The 21,806-nt window shown below is 46.3% G+C and carries 20 protein-coding genes; 12 read left to right on the top strand and 8 right to left on the bottom strand.

The features are described from left to right. Window positions 1-81: 81 nt before the first annotated feature. Genes SPICA_RS09925 through SPICA_RS09905 form a run of 5 tightly spaced genes read right to left on the bottom strand, consistent with a single transcriptional unit; the run spans window position 82 to window position 4,016 of the window. The gene (locus SPICA_RS09925; protein ID WP_013969372.1) at window positions 82-300 is read right to left on the bottom strand and encodes a hypothetical protein; all 219 of its coding nucleotides are present in this window, start codon (window positions 298-300) and stop codon (window positions 82-84) included. A 15-nt stretch (window positions 301-315) separates the two neighbouring features. Then, complete coding sequence (locus SPICA_RS09920; protein WP_013969371.1) at window positions 316-903, bottom strand: hypothetical protein; 588 nt, start codon at window positions 901-903, stop codon at window positions 316-318. 5 nt (window positions 904-908) lie between these two features. Next, on the bottom strand, window positions 909-1,583 hold the full coding sequence (locus SPICA_RS09915) for a Crp/Fnr family transcriptional regulator (protein WP_013969370.1): 675 nt from the start codon (window positions 1,581-1,583) through the stop codon (window positions 909-911). Further along, window positions 1,576-2,511, bottom strand: coding sequence for an HAD family hydrolase (locus tag SPICA_RS09910; RefSeq protein WP_169311873.1), 936 nt, complete (start codon window positions 2,509-2,511; stop codon window positions 1,576-1,578). The genes SPICA_RS09915 and SPICA_RS09910 overlap by 8 nt, the downstream gene beginning before the upstream one ends. A 20-nt stretch (window positions 2,512-2,531) precedes the next feature. After that, a complete protein-coding gene (locus SPICA_RS09905; protein ID WP_013969368.1) occupies window positions 2,532-4,016 on the bottom strand; it encodes a glycosyltransferase family protein in 1,485 nt (494 codons plus the stop codon). 132 nt (window positions 4,017-4,148) lie between these two features. Here SPICA_RS09905 and SPICA_RS14925 point away from each other — a divergent pair, with 132 nt between their 5' ends. The 4 genes from SPICA_RS14925 to SPICA_RS09885 all read left to right on the top strand — a co-directional run bounded on the left by SPICA_RS14925 (window position 4,149) and on the right by SPICA_RS09885 (window position 10,758). After that, on the top strand, window positions 4,149-5,999 hold the full coding sequence (locus SPICA_RS14925; protein WP_013969367.1) for a histidine kinase dimerization/phosphoacceptor domain -containing protein: 1,851 nt from the start codon (window positions 4,149-4,151) through the stop codon (window positions 5,997-5,999). 113 nt (window positions 6,000-6,112) lie between these two features. Further along, complete coding sequence (gene lon / locus SPICA_RS09895) at window positions 6,113-8,680, top strand: endopeptidase La (protein ID WP_013969366.1); 2,568 nt, start codon at window positions 6,113-6,115, stop codon at window positions 8,678-8,680. Between the two features lie 11 nt (window positions 8,681-8,691). Continuing rightward, window positions 8,692-9,093, top strand: a complete 402-nt coding sequence (locus SPICA_RS09890) for a hypothetical protein (protein WP_013969365.1) — start codon at window positions 8,692-8,694, stop codon at window positions 9,091-9,093. Window positions 9,094-9,153: 60 nt separating this feature from the next. Continuing rightward, window positions 9,154-10,758, top strand: coding sequence for a methyl-accepting chemotaxis protein (locus SPICA_RS09885; protein WP_013969364.1), 1,605 nt, complete (start codon window positions 9,154-9,156; stop codon window positions 10,756-10,758). 138 nt (window positions 10,759-10,896) lie between these two features. On the opposite strand, the gene SPICA_RS09880 is transcribed toward SPICA_RS09885, so the two are convergent. Further along, window positions 10,897-12,195, bottom strand: coding sequence for an O-acetylhomoserine aminocarboxypropyltransferase/cysteine synthase family protein (locus SPICA_RS09880; protein ID WP_013969363.1), 1,299 nt, complete (start codon window positions 12,193-12,195; stop codon window positions 10,897-10,899). Between the two features lie 119 nt (window positions 12,196-12,314). On the opposite strand from SPICA_RS09880, the gene SPICA_RS09875 reads away from it, so the two are divergent. The 3 genes from SPICA_RS09875 to rpmB all read left to right on the top strand — a co-directional run bounded on the left by SPICA_RS09875 (window position 12,315) and on the right by rpmB (window position 14,701). Beyond that, a complete protein-coding gene (locus tag SPICA_RS09875) occupies window positions 12,315-13,637 on the top strand; it encodes a condensation domain-containing protein (RefSeq protein WP_013969362.1) in 1,323 nt (440 codons plus the stop codon). After that, the gene (locus SPICA_RS09870; protein ID WP_013969361.1) at window positions 13,634-14,380 is read left to right on the top strand and encodes a DUF6320 domain-containing protein; all 747 of its coding nucleotides are present in this window, start codon (window positions 13,634-13,636) and stop codon (window positions 14,378-14,380) included. Before SPICA_RS09875 ends, SPICA_RS09870 begins: the two co-directional genes overlap by 4 nt. A 129-nt stretch (window positions 14,381-14,509) precedes the next feature. Further along, the gene (gene rpmB / locus SPICA_RS09865; protein ID WP_013969360.1) at window positions 14,510-14,701 is read left to right on the top strand and encodes a 50S ribosomal protein L28; all 192 of its coding nucleotides are present in this window, start codon (window positions 14,510-14,512) and stop codon (window positions 14,699-14,701) included. 112 nt (window positions 14,702-14,813) lie between these two features. Here the strand turns inward: rpmB and SPICA_RS09860 are convergent, their stop codons facing one another. Then, entirely contained in the window at window positions 14,814-15,704 is an 891-nt protein-coding gene (locus SPICA_RS09860; protein ID WP_013969359.1) for an MBL fold metallo-hydrolase, read from the bottom strand. 139 nt (window positions 15,705-15,843) lie between these two features. On the opposite strand from SPICA_RS09860, the gene SPICA_RS14920 reads away from it, so the two are divergent. Beyond that, on the top strand, window positions 15,844-16,530 hold the full coding sequence (locus tag SPICA_RS14920) for a hypothetical protein (protein WP_013969358.1): 687 nt from the start codon (window positions 15,844-15,846) through the stop codon (window positions 16,528-16,530). Window positions 16,531-16,542: 12 nt separating this feature from the next. Next, a complete protein-coding gene (locus SPICA_RS09850) occupies window positions 16,543-17,700 on the top strand; it encodes a sensor histidine kinase (protein WP_013969357.1) in 1,158 nt (385 codons plus the stop codon). On the opposite strand, the gene uvrB is transcribed toward SPICA_RS09850, so the two are convergent. Next, window positions 17,648-19,669, bottom strand: a complete 2,022-nt coding sequence (gene uvrB, locus SPICA_RS09845; RefSeq protein ID WP_013969356.1) for an excinuclease ABC subunit UvrB — start codon at window positions 19,667-19,669, stop codon at window positions 17,648-17,650. The two genes, SPICA_RS09850 and uvrB, sit on opposite strands and share 53 nt — an antisense overlap. A 112-nt stretch (window positions 19,670-19,781) precedes the next feature. On the opposite strand from uvrB, the gene msrB reads away from it, so the two are divergent. The 3 genes from msrB to SPICA_RS09830 are packed head-to-tail and all read left to right on the top strand — an operon-like array spanning window position 19,782 to window position 21,695. After that, window positions 19,782-20,360: a peptide-methionine (R)-S-oxide reductase MsrB gene (gene msrB / locus SPICA_RS09840; protein WP_013969355.1), complete on the top strand. Its 579-nt coding sequence runs from the start codon at window positions 19,782-19,784 to the stop codon at window positions 20,358-20,360. Window positions 20,361-20,399: 39 nt separating this feature from the next. Next, window positions 20,400-21,353, top strand: coding sequence for a DMT family transporter (locus tag SPICA_RS09835; RefSeq protein WP_013969354.1), 954 nt, complete (start codon window positions 20,400-20,402; stop codon window positions 21,351-21,353). Between the two features lie 12 nt (window positions 21,354-21,365). Then, window positions 21,366-21,695, top strand: a complete 330-nt coding sequence (locus SPICA_RS09830) for a cupin domain-containing protein (RefSeq protein WP_013969353.1) — start codon at window positions 21,366-21,368, stop codon at window positions 21,693-21,695. Window positions 21,696-21,806 lie beyond the last annotated feature (111 nt).

The following is a 21,806-nucleotide window of genomic DNA, read 5'->3' as shown; positions in this document are numbered from 1 at the left end:
GGGACCATGGTGGCCGGTGTATCGGATATCCTGGCGGCTCGAACATTGGGGACTCACGGTTGCACTCAACCATAAGTCCCATCAATCTTCGACTTCCGGTTCAGCGGGAGCCTTGGTTTCAGGCTTCGTTTTAGCGGGCTTTTTTGGTGAGGCCATCATGGAAAATGACTTAGGGCGGCTGTAGAGCCGGGCGACATAAAAAACCAGAAAGAAATACATAACAAGAACAACCGTAACGCCCAGCACTTCCCAGGAAGTGAGCACCCTGGGTAATAATTGTAACAGTTCCTGCAGGTTCATGATGTACCTAACTTGCTACATGAATACATGTAATAATTCCGGCACTTTAGCTTTTGCTATAGCTATAAAAGCTTCAAAGGCCTGAATGAGAAGTCCGAAACTTAAACCAGACACTATAGAAGCAAGTAGTTCGGTCCGCCGTTCCCGTTCTTCGGTAACCGATCCCCATCGGGAAATAATTTCCACTAATATAAGCATTAGGACAATAAAGAGTGCGAGGGAGGCGGAGTAATAGAGCATTCCCTGGGATCTGACATATCGATAAAAAGCATCGGACACAAAGAAGATAAGCGATGAAAGGATACCCCGCCAATAGGATACCATGTACTGCCGTTTATGTACGCCCTGACCAGCCATGGATAAGGTGAGAATTGAAAGAATTACCACGATGGTGCCCAGAGATACCCCTGAGAAAAGGGAACTGTCTAAGGTTTTATCCAGGGTACTGAGGGTTAGCTCTGCCTTCGAAACCACCGGATCAAAGGGATGCAAGGTAGCCTGCATGAGGGCAAGGATGCCAATAATCAGAAGAATCACAATAAAGACAAGCATAAGTTGGGACAAAAATCGTTCAAGACGGGTCTTGGGGCGTTTTTGAGTCATTAGGGTTACTCCGTTATAAGAAAATGAAATCGTTTCTTATCCAATACAGTAATGGTTCGCCCTTCGATTTTCAAGATTCCCTCTGCAGCCATTTCAGACAATTCCCGGGAAAGACTGGGCCGGGCTACCGAAAGATATTCCGCTAATTTTTCCTTAGGGAAAGGTAGTGTATAGGTTGTACCATCGAGCCTGTGGGCAAGAAAAACCGCAATCCGCTTGCGAAGGCTCGAAAATTCAAGGAGTTTAAATTTTTCTGCAAAAAGAGACAGTTTTCCGCCAATCTCAGTGAGAAAATTGATGAGGAACTGCCGGTCTTTTTGGCAAAGGTCAAGTATGGTTTCCAGAGGCAAAACCAGCATTCTGCAGTCTGACTCAGCTAACACTGTAACCGGAAGAACTTGACAGGGAGCAAAGAGGATGGCAGGGGCAATCGGATCTGGAGCTTCTATGGTCTCTATGACAACAGATTTACCATTTTCATGTTCCATAACCGCCTGTACCGAGCCTTCCAATAAAAGATGCAGTTCGTTATAACGGCTCCCGGCGGCCAAAACCAAGGACCCTTTCGGCTTTAAGATAATTCGACAGGGAACCCCCTTCATAAGTTCCTTAAGAGTAAGGACATCCATCCCACGGCAAAGGGATGATACTGAAAAATGGAGTAAATCCTGTTTATCCATAATTAGGACCCTTGGCCACACAATGGGGTAAATCTGTGAGGGAATCTATCACAAGGTCAGGCAGGAGGTCTTTACAGAGGGGATTATCTTCTCGGAGTCGTAAAGATTTCTTATCCCCTGCAAAGAGGGCTGCTCGCATGCCTACATTTTTTGCACCAAATACATCATTAAGCATATCGTTGCCCACATAGAGACATTCATCAACCTGATATCCTTTTGATCTTACTTCATCCAGTACGATCTTGAATAATTCAGGATCCGGTTTAGCCCTGCCATGGATATATGAATATGCAATAAAAGCTTCGGTAAAACCTAACTCAATTGGGTCTGCTCCCCAAAAAGCTTTGAAAAGGAGGGGCGTATAAAACTGGGCATTCGATACAATACCGAGTTCGAATCCTTTTTCTAGTAATGTGCGTATGCAGTTCAGAGCTCCTGGCATAGGTGTAACCGGATTATGTTCCAATTCGTAACGGAGTGCATACTCAGCCCCAGATAGGTTCTCTGGTTTATCCTGATAGGCTTCCCAGATTTCTTCTACCCGCACTTCAGGATAGGGTGTTACTGCATAAGCAGTAAGATGCCGCTCCAGCACGGCTTTACGGAAATAAGCCGCTTCCTGTTCATAACAGGTCAAAACTGAGTCAGGTTCTGGACATTTAAAGAGTGGCGGGCCTTCGGTACCAATATCGCCCGCGGCGGAAGAAAACAGGGTACCATAAATATCAAAGAGGATGACCCTAATATCTGAGAGAGGGCCATTAAGCTGAATATTGACCTTAGAACCACCCTGAGAGTGCTTGATTATTCGGCTTGAACGGTAGGGCTCGAATTGTAGGGGAAGGCATTGTGGGGGAACAACCGCAGTTGCTTTGGATAATTTCTGAATTAACGACACCAGATGAGTTTCCTGACGCAGTTTTTCCATTGGGGTTAACCTATGTAAATTCATTGGGGCTCTGCCTTTGAGAAGGCCTGTGAATCAGAGCCGGGGAGTGACAAATGACTTCCTTTGTGGATAATACCAACAGGATACAGCTTAAGAGGGTCCAGAAAGAGATCCAGAAGTACACTTTTTGAAAGACGATGTTGAACGGGGGTTGCAGTAATCTTTGTATAGGCCATCTGAAGCTGATTGAGTGCATGTTCCATACTATAATGAAGTAAAACCAGTTCTTTATTAGCCTGAATGATATCCTCATGGGTATTCATGTCCCAGCTTGCCAGGGTTGCCAAAAAGGGATTAATATCGATGATATCCTGTCGGGCTATCGCATTGGATGCTACCATTTCGAGAATGTCCATCTGGAATTCCTCATCGAGCTTGCCAAAGTCAAAGACCTCCTGAGAGAAGATATCATCGGTTAGTGTTTTAAGGGTATGACATTCTATTTCAAGACCAAAGGCTGTACAGGTTTCTATTAACACCTGTTCCAGTTTTTTCCTGAGGAGTGGCGGCGATAAATAAGCCATAGGAATAAGGAGCCCGTCGTACATGTGGGGGAACTGGATACCATCCCGCTCAAAGTCTGAGCAGATTTGGCCAATCCGTCGTCCTAGAACTGGCAGATCCGCAGTCCAGGGTTCGAGAAAGGAAAAACCAAAGCCTTCTTTTACCGAAGTGGTTACAACAGCCTGAGCACTTCCCATAATATCGGCAATACCTTCATGAAGACCCACCTCAAATTCAACCGGGAGATTTAATTCGTGGGCGACCCGCTTCCAGAATTCATAGTAGGGAAGATCAGGGCTTGTTGCTGTGGGAGGTAGGGTTATGGCGATGCTTGTACCCTTTGGTAAAAAGAGCGAAAGGAGGAGTGCTTCCCCAATATTTTTTCTCCGTATAGCCCGTACAGGATAGACAAAACGCCGCCGTGCAAGTCCTTTGGTGTACTGCAAAGGAAGCACCGCGTTGGGTAAAAAATGAAGACCCTCTTTTTTAAGGCCTGCTCGATGCAGGAACGAATAATCCCTGCGGTTAATCACTCCATAGTGACAGTTTTCAGGATAATTCTGGTCCGTATTGTAAACATCAGGTCTGAAATCTTCCGCAAAATCATGATTATGAAGCAGGAGGTTCACTCCCTGCTTCTGAAGCAGACTTAACGCAGGCAGTAGCAATCGATTTTTACGCAAGAGAGGATTATGCACATGGAGCACATCTGCGAGCCTTCCCCAATGGTTCAGCATGGCGTTTTGTATATTCTGAGCGAGGGATTCAGGGGTATCTTCGGCAGAACCAGGCGCTGTACGCACTGAATCATAGGCGAGAAGGGGTAACACAGCCGTAGGAATATGTAACGTTTCAACGGGGGCTTCACCAACAATGATAAGAACCTGGTAACCCGCTTTCGAAAGTAATTCTGCCTGATGATGGAGTACTAAGGAAACACCGCCCCGGAGCAGGTGGTAATGAAGCAAAGCTATATACATCAGATGCTCCTTCTAGTTCCTATTGTAAAGCAAAGGAATTATTATTACAATAAAACTTAAAAAAATCAAAAATACAGAAAGTCTCCCCCTATTAATCGATCAATAGTATGGTATATTATTAAAAACAAGGCGATGCACAATTTACTTCAACGACTTACTGATACTTTTTTCTGGTTATTCAGCAGAGGAAAGCTAAAACGGACTCTTTTTGGAGCCTTTAGTGTATTACTTGCTTTTGTGTTTGCCGTATCCTGGTTTATTTCAGCCCGGGGATTACGGGCCTTTTCCGATGCGAGTATTCAGGATCTTGCAGAACGTTCTTCCCGGCTTGTGTTTGAGCAATTTTCTGCTTATCTAGAAAATACTATTACCTTGCTTGAGACAGACCGTATTCTTTTCGAGATTGATCCAGACCTCGGCCCTGAAACTCTCCTTCGCCTTTTTAAGAAAGAACTTGAATCTTTTCGGGAACTGCATATCATTGCCGCTGGTTTTAACGATGGCGAATATGCTGAGGTTCAACGAATGGAGGATGGTAGCATCCGCTATGGCAGGGCAGGAAAAGAGACCGGTGGTGATCTCCTTTGGTTTTATACAACCCAAGACGGTGCTGAAATGGAACACGCTCGTCGTCCTGACTACGATCCACGAAAACGGCCCTGGTATCAGAATGCAATTGCTGCAGGGCACATAACTTTTTCAGAGCCCTATCATCTTGTTTCAACAGGTAATCAAGTAATTGCTGCAAGCCTTCCCCTCTATAAGAATAATGGAACAGTTCGCGGGGTAATAACAGTTGATATTCTCTTGGATGATATTACGAAACGATTGAATATTCTTGCACATGAATTTTCAGGATATGTTATTATCCGGAACAAAGAGGGAAAGGTACTCATTAATGCTAATCAGGGAAAACCGGAACTGTATACCTTTTTTCCTGAAGTAGCAGATACTACCAGAACACTTTATATTCAGGGTGAACCCTATCGGTTTATAACCCTAGAGTATCAAGGTCGAATCAAAACATCCTGGCTGGTAACAGTAGCCCTACCGGAAACAGCATTCAGAACCCAGCTCGTAACAATGCTGTCGAATCTTTTAGTTGTCTATATTGTTGCTCTTATCGTGTTTTTTATTATTGTGTATGGGATTGTAACCGCAGTAAATACACCCATTCGTACATTTACTGAGTTGTTAAGCCGTCTCAGTTTCGAATCTCAGCAAACGCTCAACTTCTCTCCAGAAGAGGAAAGGTTACTCAATTCAATTGCCCAAAGAAAAACTGAGCTTGGTTCTCTGGCTCGATCGTTCCGAAACCTGTTTTTACAACTTGAGTCTACCCTTCATTCTCTTAAACAGTCTCTCACAGATAAGGATATTCTCCTTAAAGAGGTCCATCATCGGGTAAAAAATAACCTGCAGGTAATTGTAAGTCTCTTGCATCTGGAAGCAGATGGTCTTGAGGATGAACATACACGAAATATTCTTGTTGAGCTGGAAGAAAAGGTCTACGCCATGTCTATGGTGCATGAAACAGTCTATACTTCCGGCTCTTTGAGCACAGTCCCTATGGCCGCATATCTCTCCCGATTATCAGAAAATCTTGCATCTTACCATTCGTTGCTGATTCCTATTTTTATATCAGTGGATGCAGATGATGTACAATTACCGCTCGAAAGGGCTATTCCCTGTGCGCTCATTATTGTGGAACTGGTGACAAATGCTTTTAAGTATGCCTTTTCTGGAAAATCTGAGGGGCATATTACCATAGGTCTTCATGTTCAAGATGACTTTTTTATTCTTGCTGTGCAGGATGATGGCTGTGGCTTTCATCCAAAGCATACTGGAACGGCGCAGAATGGAACAGGGACCGGCAGTATCATTCTAGAGGCATTGACCAGTCAGATTAGGGGAACCCTGAGCCTTGAGACAGGACCTAGTGGAACTACGGTAAAGATTCATTTTCCTTTTTCATCATCTTGACCGCTTAATTGTAGGTTTCTCCCAGGTTTTCATCAATCTTACCCCCAATTCTTGCCTTTTTAAGCAAATTTTATCATATTTTAGGCAAGGCAATTACTTTTAAAGAGGTTTATATGTCAGAACAGGGAATTGTTCCTATTGAGCAAATACTTCCAAATAAACTATATCTGGTAGCCCTCATGGGCCGTCCTATTTTCCCCGGTATTTTTACACCCATCATGATCGGTAATCCCGCCGATGTAAAAGTAGTGGATGAAGCCATGGTAGGTGACGGACTCATTGGGCTTGTCATGTTACAAAATGAGACCGAAAGCCCAACTATCGACGACCTCTACAAGGTTGGAACGGTAGCGAAAATTGTTAAAAAGATTAACCTTCCCGATGGTGGAGTGAACATATTCATCTCCACCATGAAACGGTTCAGAATAAAAAAGGCTCTGAATGAGGCAAACCCCATAGTAGCCGCAGTCGAGTACCTGGAAGATGAAGAAGATGATACCAGCGAAGTTAAGGCTCTGACCCGGGCGCTCATCAGCGAGATGAAACAGGTCTCGGAAAATAACCCCCTCTTTTCTGAAGAAATGCGGCTTAACATGATCAATATCGATCATCCGGGAAAAATCGCCGATTTTATCGCAAGCATCCTCAATATTGATAAGATTGAACAACAGCGTATTCTGGAAATTCTTAATGTCCGCAAACGGATGGAGCAGGTGCTGGTCTTTATAAAAAAGGAACAGGAACTTCTAAAAATACAAAAGAAAATACAAAATGAAATAAATGAAAAAATAGAAAAAAGTCAGCGTGAATATTTTCTGCGGGAAGAGCTCAAGGCTATTAAAAAAGAGCTTGGAATGACCACCGATGCTAAGAGCAGTGAATACCAGAAATTCAGGGATAAGCTTTACCAGCTCCATTTGGAACCTGATATTTTGGAGGTCATAGACCAGGAACTGGAAAAATTCAGCCTTATGGACCCCAACTCCAGTGAATTTATCGTCACCCGAAATTATCTTGACACGGTGTTAAATCTTCCCTGGGATGCGGTGAGCGGCAAACCCCTGGATATGGAATATGCCCGAAAGGTTCTTGAAGAAGATCATTATGGCCTTAAGGATGTCAAGGATCGAATCATGGAATTCCTTGCGGTTCGTAAACTCAGGCAGGATACCAAGGGTACTATTCTCTGCCTTGTGGGGCCTCCTGGAGTTGGTAAAACCAGTGTAGGCCGGTCCATTGCCCGGGCGCTGAATAAACAGTTTTTCCGTTTCTCCGTAGGCGGTATGCGGGATGAAGCGGAAATTAAAGGCCACCGGAGGACCTATGTGGGAGCCATGCCGGGGAAAATTATTCAGGGCCTCAAACTGGTAAAGACCAAGGATCCGGTTTTTATGATTGATGAGATCGATAAAATGGGCTCCAGTTACCAGGGGGATCCCTCCAGTGCCCTGTTGGAAGTATTGGATCCGGAACAGAATTATGCCTTTCGGGACCACTACCTGGACCTCCCCTTTGATGTTTCTCAAGTTTTCTTTATTGTTACAGCCAATACCCTGGATACTATCCCCGGCCCGCTTCTGGACCGTATGGAAGTAATACAGATTCCAGGTTACATCGACCTGGAAAAACTTGAAATAGCAAAACAATATCTTATTCCTAAGAGCCTTGAAAAGAACGGCCTCCAGCCGAACCAAGTTCGTTATACCAGGGATGCATTGCTCTATATCGCTAACGGCTATGCCCGGGAAGCGGGGGTTCGTAACTTTGAGAAGAACCTCGACAAGATTCACCGAAAGCTGGCAAAACACATCCTGGATACTATACCTGATTATATGGACCGTCTGCATGATCAGCGCTTAAAGCACATGAGCAAGGTCCTGAAAGTTGATGAGGAAGAGCTCAGACATAAGGAAGAACATCCAGTCAAGTTGTTCCCCACCGAACGACAGGTGGGGGATATGACGGTGAATATCCAATATCCAACCTTCGAGGATAAAAATAATCCTGAAAAACCCAAAAAGCGGTCTATATATAAGCTTAAGGAAGAAGAAAAATTTGTCATCGATAAATCATCGGTCGAAAAATACCTTGGTAAGCCTGTTTTTGCCGATGAGGATATTAAGCGGGCAGATAGGCCTGGAATGGCCATAGGTCTTGCCTGGACCAGCATGGGCGGGGACACCCTTATTATCGAAGCGGTGGCTACCCCTGGTAAAGAAGGGCTTACTCTGACAGGCAAGATGGGTGAGGTGATGAAGGAAAGTGCCACCATTGCGTATACTTATACGAGGAAGCTGGTTTCAGAGAAATATGGTATTGGACAGGAATGGTTTGAGAAAAACCATATTCATCTCCATATCCCCGAAGGGGCAACCCCCAAGGATGGACCCTCCGCAGGAATTACCATGGCCACCGCCCTTATTTCTCTGGTAACCAATCGTACCATAATGGACCGGATTGTGATGACCGGTGAACTGAGCCTTACCGGCCAGGTTCTTCCCATTGGCGGCTTAAAAGAAAAAACCATAGCAGCTCAGCGTAATAAGGCTAAGCATATTATTATTCCTAAAAAGAATCTGCGGGATCTGGATGAAATTCCGGAACATGTCAAAAAAGGCCTCGAGTTTCATCCCGTCGAACGGTACGAAGAGGTACTCGCTCTGGTACTGCCGGACAAATAGGGTCCAAGCCGGTGTATCAGCATGCAAAACTCCGGGCCTTTGAGAATCAGCTCAAGGCCCTTTTTAATGAAGTGGACCATCAGCTGGAAGACCGTTGGGGAAATCTGTACTCGGTGCATCCGAATCGACCCCGGCGGGGTGAAACCGCAGACCCTGAAATGGATGGGCTTTTTGAGGTAGCCCCCGATTTTACTCCAGGCATTGGCTCGGAAATGGGACGGGGCTATATAATCAATCTTCGGGTAGCGACCCTGGATCGACTGGACAGCGGTCAGTATGAAGCCCTTATGCAGGAAGCAGCGGATATGGTAAAGCGCCTCCTGCCCCGTTATTTCCCTGAACGGGACCTGCGGGTAGTGAGGGATGGTAAAAGGTTTAAAATTATTGGGGATTTTTCTCTGGGTTTTGCATAGAAAAGAATCTGCGATCAACAACTACTTGTAGATTAATGAAACTTATTACATAATAGTAGTATGAAGAGCTTTTTTAATAGTACACCTGTTTCTGCTGAAGAACTTGCCAGAAAAACGAGCCTGTTACGTCGGGTTTTATTAGTATTGCTTATTATACTTCCAATAGCTTTTATAACTGACTTTCTTGCTGGGGATTTGATTAATTCTGGATTTGAAGGGGTGGTGTTTTTCTTCATGGTTATTGCCTTTATTGCCTTGCATAAGGGTAACTATATAAGGGCGAGCCGAATAACAATAGTTGCTACCGGTGTTTTATTATTCCTTATGTCAATGGTGATCAGTGAAACACCAAGTACAGCTCAATTATTTCGTAATGTAGCCTATTATACTCTGGTACTTGCACTTACTATGCTCTTTAATTTTTCTAACCTTGTAGCATACATCATTGTTAGTATCGGAACCCTTGGTCTTATCCTGTTTTCATTGGTCCGACTTCTCCCTGCAGGTATAGCTCTCGGAGTAATTCTGAACCAGCTTGTGTTAAGTTTAGTTATATATGGGTTGCTAAGTTATTTCCTTATTATGGCAGCTTCTATTTCTAACAAATTCGCTACTGAACTTGAAGAAAAACGTAAAATACTTACGGAAAAAATGGACAGGCTAAACCATATTGTTACTGGAGCTTTAAAAAATTTTGATTCTTTTGGTAATCTTTCGGTTCGTATGGATGAAATACGAAGATTAGTTTCTGATACTAGTTCTGCTATTGCGAAGATAGAAAACCAGATTCATAATTTGGAACAAAATACCAATGAATCTGCAGTGGCTGTAGAAGTGATCGCCCATCGTATTACTGATCTAAATCAAAGTATCGAGAATGAATCTACTGCCCAAATTGAATCCTCAGCTTCTATCAATGAAATGGTCGCTTCTATAAAAAATGTAGCAGAATCTGCAGCCCGTCGTCGTACCGCTATGGAAAAGCTCACCGGAACAACCGATAACGGCATGGAACGGCTTAATAGTCTTTTAGGGTATATTGCAAAAATTGAAGGCAGTATAGGTTCTATTCAACAGATGGTTGCAGTTATCAATGCTATAGCTGGGTCGACTAATCTTCTTTCCATGAATGCAGCCATAGAAGCGGCCCATGCGGGTGATGCGGGCCGGGGATTTGCGGTGGTAGCTGATGAAATCCGTAATCTAGCAGATACAACCGGTAAAAATGCTAAAGAGATTGGCCGCCAGCTGAAAGAAGTCATCCAGATTATTAAGACTGCCGCTGAGGAAAGCGATATTACCAGAACTGCATTCCAAGAAATACGTCAAGAAATAGGTAGTGTTATTGATGCATTCAATGAGATTACGACCGCTACTGAAGAATTAGCGGAAGGAGGACGCCAAATTCTTGAGGCATTACAAACGCTCAGTGATATGTCTAGTCAGTTAAAATCTGGTGGAACAGAAATTGCGGCCGCAGAAGAAAACCTTGTAAAGCTACAAGAAAAAACCCGGGCCTCCCTTGCTGATCTGCAGAAGGATACCCAGATTATTAAAGAGAAGGATGAGGCTATTCTAAGCTCAGTGAATGATGTTACAGAGCTCAGTGAAGAAAGCAAAGCCCATGCAGAACAGCTTCATGAAAAAATCCGGGAGTTGCAATAAAGGGATTTGCTCAGGGTCCTCTAAAAATTTAGCTGAGCTTTTAAAGTTTTTAAACTTTTTAAAGCGCCTATATTTGTGTTGTAGGCTGAGCTCCATAGTGCCGTCATGGTATCATCATGGGAGCTCAGCCCTTATTGTTTACCCTTCCAAGGCCTGTTCCAGATCGGCGAGTATGTCCCGAATGTCTTCGAGTCCTATGGAAAGCCGTACGAGATCTGGACTTAAGCCTGCAGCTCGTTGCTGGTCTTCAGAAAGCTGAGAATGGGAAGTGCTGGCCGGGTGCAGTGCCAGAGATTTGGCATCCCCCACATTGGCAAGATGAGAAAAAAGCTTAAGCCGGTCAATAAACCGTTCCCCTGCGGCCTTCCCTCCCTTAACACCGAAGACCACCATACCGCCAAAACCCCTGCTCAAGTATTTTGAAGCCACCGGGTAGCTGGGATCCTCCGCAAGGCCTGGATAACGTACCCAGGCTACCTGTTTATGGTTTTGCAGGAAACGGGCTGCTTCCAGGGCATTTTCACAATGGCGGGGCATTCTGAGGTGAAGGGTTTCAATTCCCTGGATAAAGAGCCATGCGTTATCCGGTGAAAGACAGGCCCCCAGATTTCGTAAGGGTACTGTTCTGAACCGCAGGGCAAAGGCAATCTTTTTCAGTTCCGGTGGCAGGTCCAGAGCCCAGCGGAGGCCATGATAGTTTTTATCGGGTTGGGTAAAGAGGGCAAATTTTGGATCAGCCCAGTCAAAGGTTCCACCATCAGTTACGATGCCGCCGATGGCTGTTCCGTGTCCTCCCATCCATTTGGTGAGGGAGTTAATGACGATATCTGCTCCATGCTCAATGGTTCTGAGCAGATAGGGGGTAGTGAAGGTCCCATCGACCACGAGGGGAAGATGGTGCCGGTGGGCAATCTTTGCAATGGCTGCAATATCAGCCACATCCAGGGACGGATTCCCGATGGTCTCAACATAGATCAGTCGAGATTTTTCGGTAATAGCTTCTTCAAAACTTTTAGGATTCCGTATATCGGCCCAACGGGTGGTGATCCCCAGGTCAGGCAGAATGGCATCGAACATGGTGTAGGTGCCGCCATAGAGGTTGCTCGCCGAAACGATTTCATCTCCAGCCCTGGCTATGGTGATGATGGTATTAAATATGGCCGCAGTTCCCGATGCTACCGATACCGATGCGGCACCACCTTCCAGTTCGCTTACCATGGCTTCCAGCATGTCATTGGTGGGATTTCCGAGCCGAGAATAAATATTCCCGAATTCCTTTAAGGCGAATAGATTTGCTGCATGTTCAGCATTCTTGAACACAAAGGAACTGGTTCGGTACACCGCCGGTGCCCGCGAAAGGGTAGTGGGGTCCGGTTTTTGTCCCCCATGGACCGCCTGGGTACCAAAATAAGGACCTAACTGTGATGCTGTTGCCATAGATAACCTCCTGGTTAAAGCTGACTTTAATAGTAATATACGATGCAGAGTACATGATGAAAAGAGGGGCAAATGAAAAATGCAACAAAAAATACAAAAAATTGTCTATAATATAAGGTATGCCCCATAAAAAACACGACGATACATTTTACACCCTGGATAATAGCGCTATCTTTATGGCCGCCATAGCTGGAGCCTCCGGCCCCTTTGTATTCAGATTTTATGGGGAACTGGATGCTCCCATTGTTGTTCCTGCCCTGCAGGATGCGGTGGATGCGCTCTATCCCCGGTTTCCCTATTTTTTTGTGAGGCTGCGCAGTGGCGTATTCTGGCATTACCTGGATCCGGTTACCAAACCACCCCGAGTGGAAAAAGAACTCCGGTACCCCTGTGCCACCATGCCGCCAGGTGCTGACCGGCCTGCGGTCCGTATTTTTGCCTATGGCAGACGAATAGCGGTGGAATTTCATCATGTGATCACCGATGGCGCCGGGGCGATTGCATTTATGCGGGCCCTTACGGTGGAATATCTGCGCAGAATTGGGATCGGCACCGATGTTAAAGACCTGATTCTTACAGAAGCAGGAATAAAACATCCCCGGGAACCGGTAGAGAGCGAAGAAGCAGAGGATGGTTATAATAAATATTTCCGCCCCACCGCGACAGTCCCTGATAAAACCGGTCAGGCCTTTACTATTCCCGGTTCCCGTATGTTCATTGCCTATCGGGAAACCTTAGGTTCCATGGAGGTTCAGCAGATTCTGGCTGTAGCGAAGAGCTTTAAGGTTTCTCTTACTGAGTTTTTAACCGCAGCTTATATAGATGTCCTGCAGGATATGTATGAAGCCCTGCCCCGGCGGGAACAAAGAAGGGCAAAAAAAATCATCTCTGTTCAGGTTCCAGTTAATTTACGAAAAATATATCCTTCTAAATCCCTGCGAAATTTTTTTCTCTTTGTAGCTCCCCATATTGATGTACGGCTCGGTCACTGGACCTTTGAGGAAATTCTGCGGCGGGTGCATCACCAGATGCAGTTAGGGCTCGAAGAAAAGGAATTGGTTCGCCAATTAAAGCGGAATGTGGGAGGAGAACGGAATCCCTTTGGTAAAATAGTGTTTCTGCCCATTAAAACCTTGGTTCTGCGTATTATCAATGCCACCATCGGTGTTGGTGCCTATTCCGGTTCCCTGTCGAATGTAGGGATTGTTGAACTGCCTGAGCCCTTTAGTTCCCATGTGATACGCTATAGCTTTATCCCATCAAGGGCGCGAACCACTGGAGCCAATGTGGGGGTCCTTACCTGGCAGAACCGGCTCTATATCAACATTGGCAGTATGGTTCGGAATACAGATTTTGAACGCCGCTTTTTCTCCAAAATTTCATCCTTTGGAATCGATGTCTTTATTATTAGCAGTCATGATGAAGGAGATGTAAACCTATGAGACATTGTCCCTTTTGTTTAGTCATTGTACGGGAAACCGATGAACGGTGTCCGCTCTGTGGAAAACCAACCCTGGAAGGAGAATTACAGCGTTTAGAAACCCAGCATATTCCGGGAACAGCAGAATATCCAACCTTCAGGTCCGGTAAACAACGTGATACAGAAGAAAGAGAATCCTCTGATATGAGGATTAACAGTAAAATTGCGGTAGAGCTTATCTCGGTTTTTTCTGGTATTGCCCTGGTTGTAACAATTCTTGCCAATCTCTTTGCTGAACATAAAGTTTCCTGGTCCCTGTATGCAGGAATTGGAATTCTTATGCTGTGGCTTGTTATTTGTATTCCCCTTATTCTTAGAAAATATCCCTGGCTTATTTTTGCTGTATTGGGACCCAGTATGCCGCTCCTCATTTTTGTGCTTGATGTACTCGATGGTCATATTACCTGGTACCTGTGTTATGGATTACCGATTACGCTCCTTGTGGAATTGTGCATCACCTTGGCTTCTCTCTTTATCGGTATCTCCCAGAGAAAGGGCCTTAATGTGTTTGCCATCCTTTTACTAGCTGTGACGGTGTTTTGTCTTGGGCTTGAAACCATCATCGATGTAAATCTGATGCATCGGCTCACCCTCGACTGGTCGGTCATTGTATCCTTTGCATGTGTTCCTATGGCAGGACTTCTATTCTATCTTCATTACCGGATTATGCAAAAAGCTTCTTTAAAAAAACTGTTTCGACTTTAGCAAGCCTATGAATAATAAAATGAGCCTATAGGTATCATATAAGTAGCATAAGGGCTTTACTTTTTTTTCTGCTTAGGATATAGTAGCCCATACTTTGTATGTATGGATACTCCGGAAGGAAGGTTTGTTATGTCACGGACTTGCGATATTTGTGGAAAACACACGGTAACTGGAAACAAGGTTAGCCATGCAAAAAATCATAGCCGCCGCACCTGGAAACCCAACCTAGTGAAGGTAAAGACTGAAATCCAGGGTACTACTATAACCCTTAAGCTCTGCACCCGCTGCCTTAAGAGTGACTATGTTACCAAGAAGGTCTAAGGTTTCCATAACTTGGACAAAGCATCAGTCTGCATATTGTCTGGCTGAAAGCTGAAAAGACCGCCATGAAAAGGCGGTCTTTTTTTCTATTACCGTGCCCTTAAAGATTTTGTTACGGAAGGGATAGCTTCAGCCCATCATAAGCTGGTGCAACCCTATCTAACCCGAACCCCTGTTCTTGGATATATGTCTCTACAGCACTATGGGAATAATCATGACACAGGTGGGTAAGAAAAACTTGCTGTGGCTTAAGTTGCCGGATAATTTCGAAGGCTTCGTCAAAACTGAAATGGGTTGGATGTGGTCGTTTTCGAAGGGCTCCTATAATGAGTATATCCAGGTTATCAAGCATCGCGTATGATGCAGGGGGTATTGAGCTCACATCTGTAAGGTAAGCGATCCGATAGTGCTGTTCCTCAATAAGCCAACCCAGTATGGAAAGCCGGCCATGAAACACTGGTATAGGATATATGATAAGGTTACCCAGCGTAATGTGATGTATTGGGTCTAAGCCCCTTTTTAGATTTAAGTCTGGATCTTGTTGGGCTAAGTCTTGTGAGTCTGAGGTACAGCTCTTATTATTCTCTTCATTATTTTCAGTGCTGACAATGATGGGGATAATTTGCGGCTTACCACCACCAATCTGGGTTTCCCTGAACACATAACTGAAGCGTTCTTTCATTTCGGTTATGGTCGGCCTATTTCCATAGACCGGCAAGGGTCTCTGACAGCTTAAGGGGCGGATGTCATCCAGGCCATGGAGATGGTCCGCATGGGCATGGGTTAATAGAATGGCATCGAGCCGTTGTATATGAGCACGGATTGCCTGGAGCCGGAATTCCGGTCCCGTATCAATGACAACCGTTTCGCCTGTCGTACTTTGAATATACAAAGAAGCTCGATAGCGTTGATCCCTTTTATCACTGGATGTACAGACTGGGCAGGTACAGCCTACAACCGGAACCCCATGACTGGTGCCGGTTCCAAGAAATTCGATGATCATATGCCTTTGTTGTATCAGGCCTGGACTAGAGCGTCAACCTAAAAGCAGTGCAGCGATCCCTCAGGCCATTGTTTTCTTGAAACAGTGGTCTCTCCATTACAGCCTTGAGCAGCCTGCTTTTATTAGTTACTATTATTACATGGCTGATGCAGAATTGGTGCGAGTCCTGGATTATATCTTAAATCGTTCTGATGAAAATTCGATTGAAGCTGTCGCGGCGGCGGTGGTCCGCAGAAAGCGGGACCTGGCTATGTTCGGCTCGGCGGGCCTCCCGGACCCGAAGGCCTGGGCCCACAAGGTGGCTGCGGAGGTAAATGTCAATGCAAGTCTTGTGGGAATCCGCCAGACCGTACGGAATATGGTCGCGGAAATGCTCAAGCGGGAGGCCCCTGAATTAAGCGATACCGAACGAGACGAACTTTTGAATGCCTGGGTGCCCCTGCGGACCACCGCCGCCGGCAGCACCGAAGACTATGGCAGTGACGGAAGCCCTGGTCATGGTGAAGCCTATGACAGCGGTGAAATATCAGGGAAACGGGGAAAATCGATGGGCCGGGGAAAAACAGGAACTTCCAGGCAAAAATTGCTGCCACCTGATGTGCTTGCCACGATGGTTCATCAATTTATAGCCTATTCTTCGGGAACCATGCCGGCTCAAGAAGAACGGCAGTTGAGAGCAGAACTGGGAGCGTGGCCGGAACGGTACTGGGAAGCTTTCCCTCAGGTTATCAGATCCCTCATCACTGAGTACCTTAATGGAACTCTTGATGATGGAGCGTTTTCTCAAAAGTTGATGGCCAGCATTCAGATTGCTACAGGCACATAGGGAGTGAATAGCATGTTAGAAGCTGAGGCGATTGTATTGCCATTCAGGGATTTCGAACGGGTTTCAGGGGCAGAGCTGGAAGAACAAAAACACTGGGTTGCAGACTACCGTGGCTTGGATTTGTTGTACGAATTCCCTGTTGCAGTGATGGTTTTTAATGTTCATCGCCAGATTGTGTACATCAATGCCAAGGCAAAATCTTTTTTAGCAGATCCACATGGAGATCCCTTTGGATTGAGACCTGGCGAAGCCTTTGGGTGTATTCACGCTCGTGAAACAGCGGGCGGTTGTGGTACGGCAAAATTCTGCCGTTTCTGCGGTGCTGCTCAGGGAATAGCCAGTGCCCTTTCCGGAGCCATAGACCTTCAGCAGTGCCAGATTGACCGTACCCGTTCTCAGCACCATGACCAGCTGGACCTATTGGTCTGGACCAAGCCCTTTATTACCCATAACCAGGTCTTTATTCTTGCGGCTCTGATTGATATTTCTGCGGAACAGCGGCGGGACACCTTTGAGCGTATTTTTCTGCATGATATTTTAAATACCGCATCATCGATACAGTCGGTGTTATACCTCATCGATGATAAAGAAAGTGGTGTCCGGGAATACCTGGATCTGGCTAAGATTGCGGCGGAACAGCTTACTGAAGAAATTCAGACCCACCGGAGCATTTGGGATGCGGAACATGGCAGTTTATCTGTGAATGCATCGGTTGTATCGGTCAGTTCTTTGTTGCAAAAAGTGGGGACCCTCTATAATTACATGGCGGAAGAACGGGGAATTCAGGTTGTGATAACTCCCTGTGGGGAGAAAAAAATCATCAGTGATGAGGTCCTCTTAAAACGGGTTGTGTCTAACCTTGTTAAAAATGCCATCGAAGCCTGTAAGACGGGGGATGTGGTTGAACTGCGCTGTTTTCCTAAGTCTGATGCGGTGATCATTCAAATAAAAAATCCCGCAGTTATCAGCGAAGAAGTCCAGGCAAATATCTTTAAGCGCGCCTATTCAACGAAAGCAAAGGGAAGGGGCTGGGGTACCTATGCGGCCCGTCTTTTTGTTGAGGACTATCTGGGGGGCCGCATTAGTTATGTAAGCAACCCTGAACAGGGTACCATCTTTACGATTCAGCTTCCTGACGACCCCGTGTTTCCCCCTGGGACAAATTCTTAATCCGTGAAATCTCATCCCGAATTGCCGCGGCCTGTTCAAATTCAAGCCGTTTCGCGTGTTCCAGCATCTCTGCTTCCAGGGCTTTCATTAACTGCTGCCGTTGGGCAGGGATGAGTATATTGTAGGATTTTTTCAGAACTTCCACCGAGGTAACCGCCGCAGCCTTTTCTTCTTCCTGGTGCCGCACGAGAATATCCGCAATAGCCTTCTTTACGGTGGCGGGGGTAATGCCGTGGGCTTCGTTGTAGGCCATTTGAATGCTTCGCCGCCGTTCGGTTTCTGCGATGGCCGCTTTCATAGCGTCGCTCATCCGGTCCGCATACATAATGACCTTTCCCGCTGCGTTCCGTGCTGCCCGGCCAATAATCTGAATGAGGCTGGTAACAGACCTGAGAAAGCCAATTTTATCCGCGTCCAGGATGGCAATAAAGGAAACCTCAGGCAGGTCAATCCCTTCCCGAAGGAGGTTGATGCCCACCAGGACATCAAAGTCCCCCTGCCGCAACTGGGTGAGTATTTCCACCCTTTCGATGGTTTCTACTTCGCTGTGAATATACCGGACCCGGAGCCCCAGGCCGCTCAGGTAGTCTGTTAAATCCTCGGCCATCTTCTTGGTTAAGGTTAAGACCAGGGACCGTTCGCCGTTACTGATACGCTGACGGATTTCGGCATAAATGTCTTCCATCTGGCCATCGCTGGGCCGCACTTCGATTTCCGGATCCAGTAATCCTGTGGGTCGTATTACCTGTTCTACCACTTGGGTCGATTGTTCCAGTTCGGTGGGTCCCGGTGTTGCGGAGACAAAGATGGTAGCCCCAAGGCGCTCCACAAATTCATCGTACCGGAGGGGCCGGTTATCCAGGGCGGAAGGCAGGCGGAAACCGTAGTCCACAAGGCTCTGTTTACGGGACCGGTCGCCGGCATACATTGCCCCGATCTGTGGCAGGGTTACATGACTTTCATCGATAAAGGTAAGATGGTCCTTGGGAAAATAATCGATAAGCGTATCCGGTGGTTCGCCGGGGCCCCGGCCTGCCAGGGGGGCTGAATAGTTTTCTATCCCCGGGCAGTAGCCCATTTCGGTGAGCATCTCAATATCGTATTCTACCCGGGTTTTGAGCCGTTCTGCTTCCAGGAGTTTGCCTGTGCTTTGCAAAAACTCATAGCGCTCTGCCAGTTCAGCTTTAATTTTTTCCAGGGCCCGGTCAATCATATCCTGGGGCATGACAAACTGCTTGGCCGGATAGATGAGTGCCCGGTCCAGTTCTTCCAGCACCTGGCCGGAAATGGGATCGAAGCGGCGGATCCGGCTCACCATGTCCCAGTCGAGCTCGATCCGGTAGGCTTCTTCCAGATATGCGGGGTAGATTTCCAGGGTATCCCCCCTTCGGCGGAAGCGGCCCCGATCCAGCACCGCATCGTTCCGTTCATATTGCAGTTCTACAAAGCGCCGCATGAGGGCATTGGTATCGATGGTTTCTCCTACCGCTACCGTGGCGGTCATTTTTCGGTACACTTCGGGGGTAGCAAGGCCGTAAATGCAGGATACGGTGGCCACGATAATCACGTCCTGCCGTTCCATGAGACTTCGGGTAGCCGAAAGCCGCATCCGTTCAATCTCATCGTTTATTGAAGCATCCTTTTCTATATAGAGGTCCCGGCTTGCCACATAGGCTTCGGGCTGATAGTAATCGTAGTAGGATACAAAATATTCGACCGCGTTATGGGGGAAAAACCCCTTAAATTCCCGATATAATTGGGCCGCCAGGGTTTTGTTATGGCTGATGACCAGGGTCGGTTTTTGAACCTGTTCGATAATTTTTGCCATCGTAAAGGTTTTACCAGAACCGGTAACTCCCTTCAGGGTCTGGTACTGGTCCCCGGCTAAAACCCCCTGGGCCAGAGTCTGAATAGCCTTTGGCTGATCTCCTGCGGGCTCATAGGGCGCTACAACGTGGAATGGTCGCATGCATGTAGTATGGGCCTGTACGCAGAATTTTGCAAGGGGTACTATACGAATGTTTAGGTCTGATTGTAGATGAATATTTTTAAAATAGTAAGGTATATAGTATATTAGTTTTATGAAAATAATAGTGATTATTATTGCTGGTGTTGTAATCAGTTCTTGCGTGGCTCACGAAACGGCTGCAGAAATGGCTGTCGGAATGGCTGTTAAGGAGAAGGAGGCCTGTATGATACAAAAAAAAGCTGACGAAGCAAATATTTGTGTAGTGCCGGACGAAGTGTTACGGAAGACCCTGAGCCCTGAACAATATGCGGTGGCTGTTCAAGGTGGAACCGAGAGGCCCTTTGCCAATGCATACTGGAATAATCATGAGGAAGGCATTTATGTTGATGTAATTGATAGAACACCCCTCTTTTCATCAAACTCGAAATACGATTCCGGTACGGGATGGCCAAGCTTCTGGGAACCTTTGGATAAAAATGCTCTTGTATTTATAGAAGATACTTCCTTTGGTATGCACCGGGTGGAAGTTCGATCCAAATCTTCCGGAGCCCACCTGGGTCATGTATTTACCGATGGCCCAGAGCCAACAGGTCTCAGGTATTGCATGAATTCTGCTTCTCTTCGTTTTATTCCCAAATCGGAACTGGAAGCAGCTGGGTTAGGGGAATATCTAAAGCAATTTAAAAAATAGGCCTTGCACCAGAGGAATCGATTGTGATACAAAGAAAGTATGTTCACTATATTTACAAACCATCCCGGGGAGTTTGCCGCATTGGGGACCTCTCTCTGCTGGACAGTCACAGCCCTTGCCTTTGAGAATGCAGCGAAACGAATCGGCTCTTTAGCCTTGAATATTTTGCGCCTTGCGGTGGCTCTTTTTATTTTTATGACTATCAATCTGGCGCTGCATGGTCAGCCAGTTCCTCTGGATGCGGGGGAGCAAGTTTGGTTTTGGCTCACTTTGTCGGGGCTGGTGGGTTTTGTCTTCGGTGATATCTTTTTATTTCAATCCTATATCGATATTGGAGCACGAACCGCACAAATAATTTTTGTTTCCTCCCCGCTTATAACAGCTCTGCTGGGTTTCCTATTGCTTGGAGAGCAGATACGTCCCCTTGGTATCTTGGGGATGTTTGTTGTAGTTGGGGCTATTATCTGGGTTATTGTAGGGAAAGGTCATATTGAAGCTGGGAAGGGTTCCCAGAGTGCCCAGGATGATCACCCACTTGCATATCAGCGGAACCATCCTCACCGCCTTCGGGGTATCGTGTTTGCCTTCTTGGGTGCCCTGGGGCAAAGTGGAGGACTGATTCTTTCAAAAATCGGAGCCCCCCACTATGATCCCCTGAGGGCTACAGAAATCCGGGTTATTGCAGGGTTTATTGGCTTTATTGTTATGGCGCTCATCTTGGGCAGATTAAAGGAACCGGTACAAGCCCTTGCAAATCGTCGAGCCCTGAGGTCCCTCAGTATCGGTGCTTTTTTTGGTCCCTTCCTGGGAGTAAGCCTGGGACTTTTCGCTGTGCAACGAGCCCCTGCAGGTATTGCCGCCACCTTAATGGGACTCACTCCCATCCTCATCGTATTCCCCTCGGTCTTACTTTATAAAGAACGACTTACCCTGCGGGAAGTTCTGGGAGCACTTATTGCCGTTTCTGGACTGGCTCTGCTTTTTGTGTTTTGAGAGGAGGTACTTATGTTCTTTTTTGAGAGGGATTTAAAATCAGTTAAGCTTGATGCAACGTCTGAGCGTACAATCAAGGCTTATGGGGGCAATCTCATGGCTTCAGAAATGCATTTTGCCCCCGGAGGGGTAGGGGCTCTGCACAGTCATCCCCATGAACAGATTGTCTATGTACTGGAAGGGGAAGCTGATTTCACCCTGGGGAATGAAACACGCCGCATTTCTCGGGGCGATTCAATATATGTGGCCCCGAATGTTATACACGGAGTGGTAGCAGTTACCGAGTTTAAAGCTCTGGATGTTTTCAGTCCCCAGCGTCAAGATTTTTTAAGCTCTAAATAATGCCAGAGGATTCCTCACTGCTCCCACCCTTGTTAGAGGAAACTTCCAAAGGGGCCAGTTTGACTGAGATTATTAAAAACTTACAAGTCCGACAGGCTCCTAGGGCATTTA

Source organism: Gracilinema caldarium DSM 7334 (assembly GCF_000219725.1).
Taxonomy (GTDB): Bacteria; Spirochaetota; Spirochaetia; order Treponematales; family Breznakiellaceae; genus Gracilinema; species Gracilinema caldarium.
This window is presented reverse-complemented; position numbering and strand designations above follow the sequence as displayed.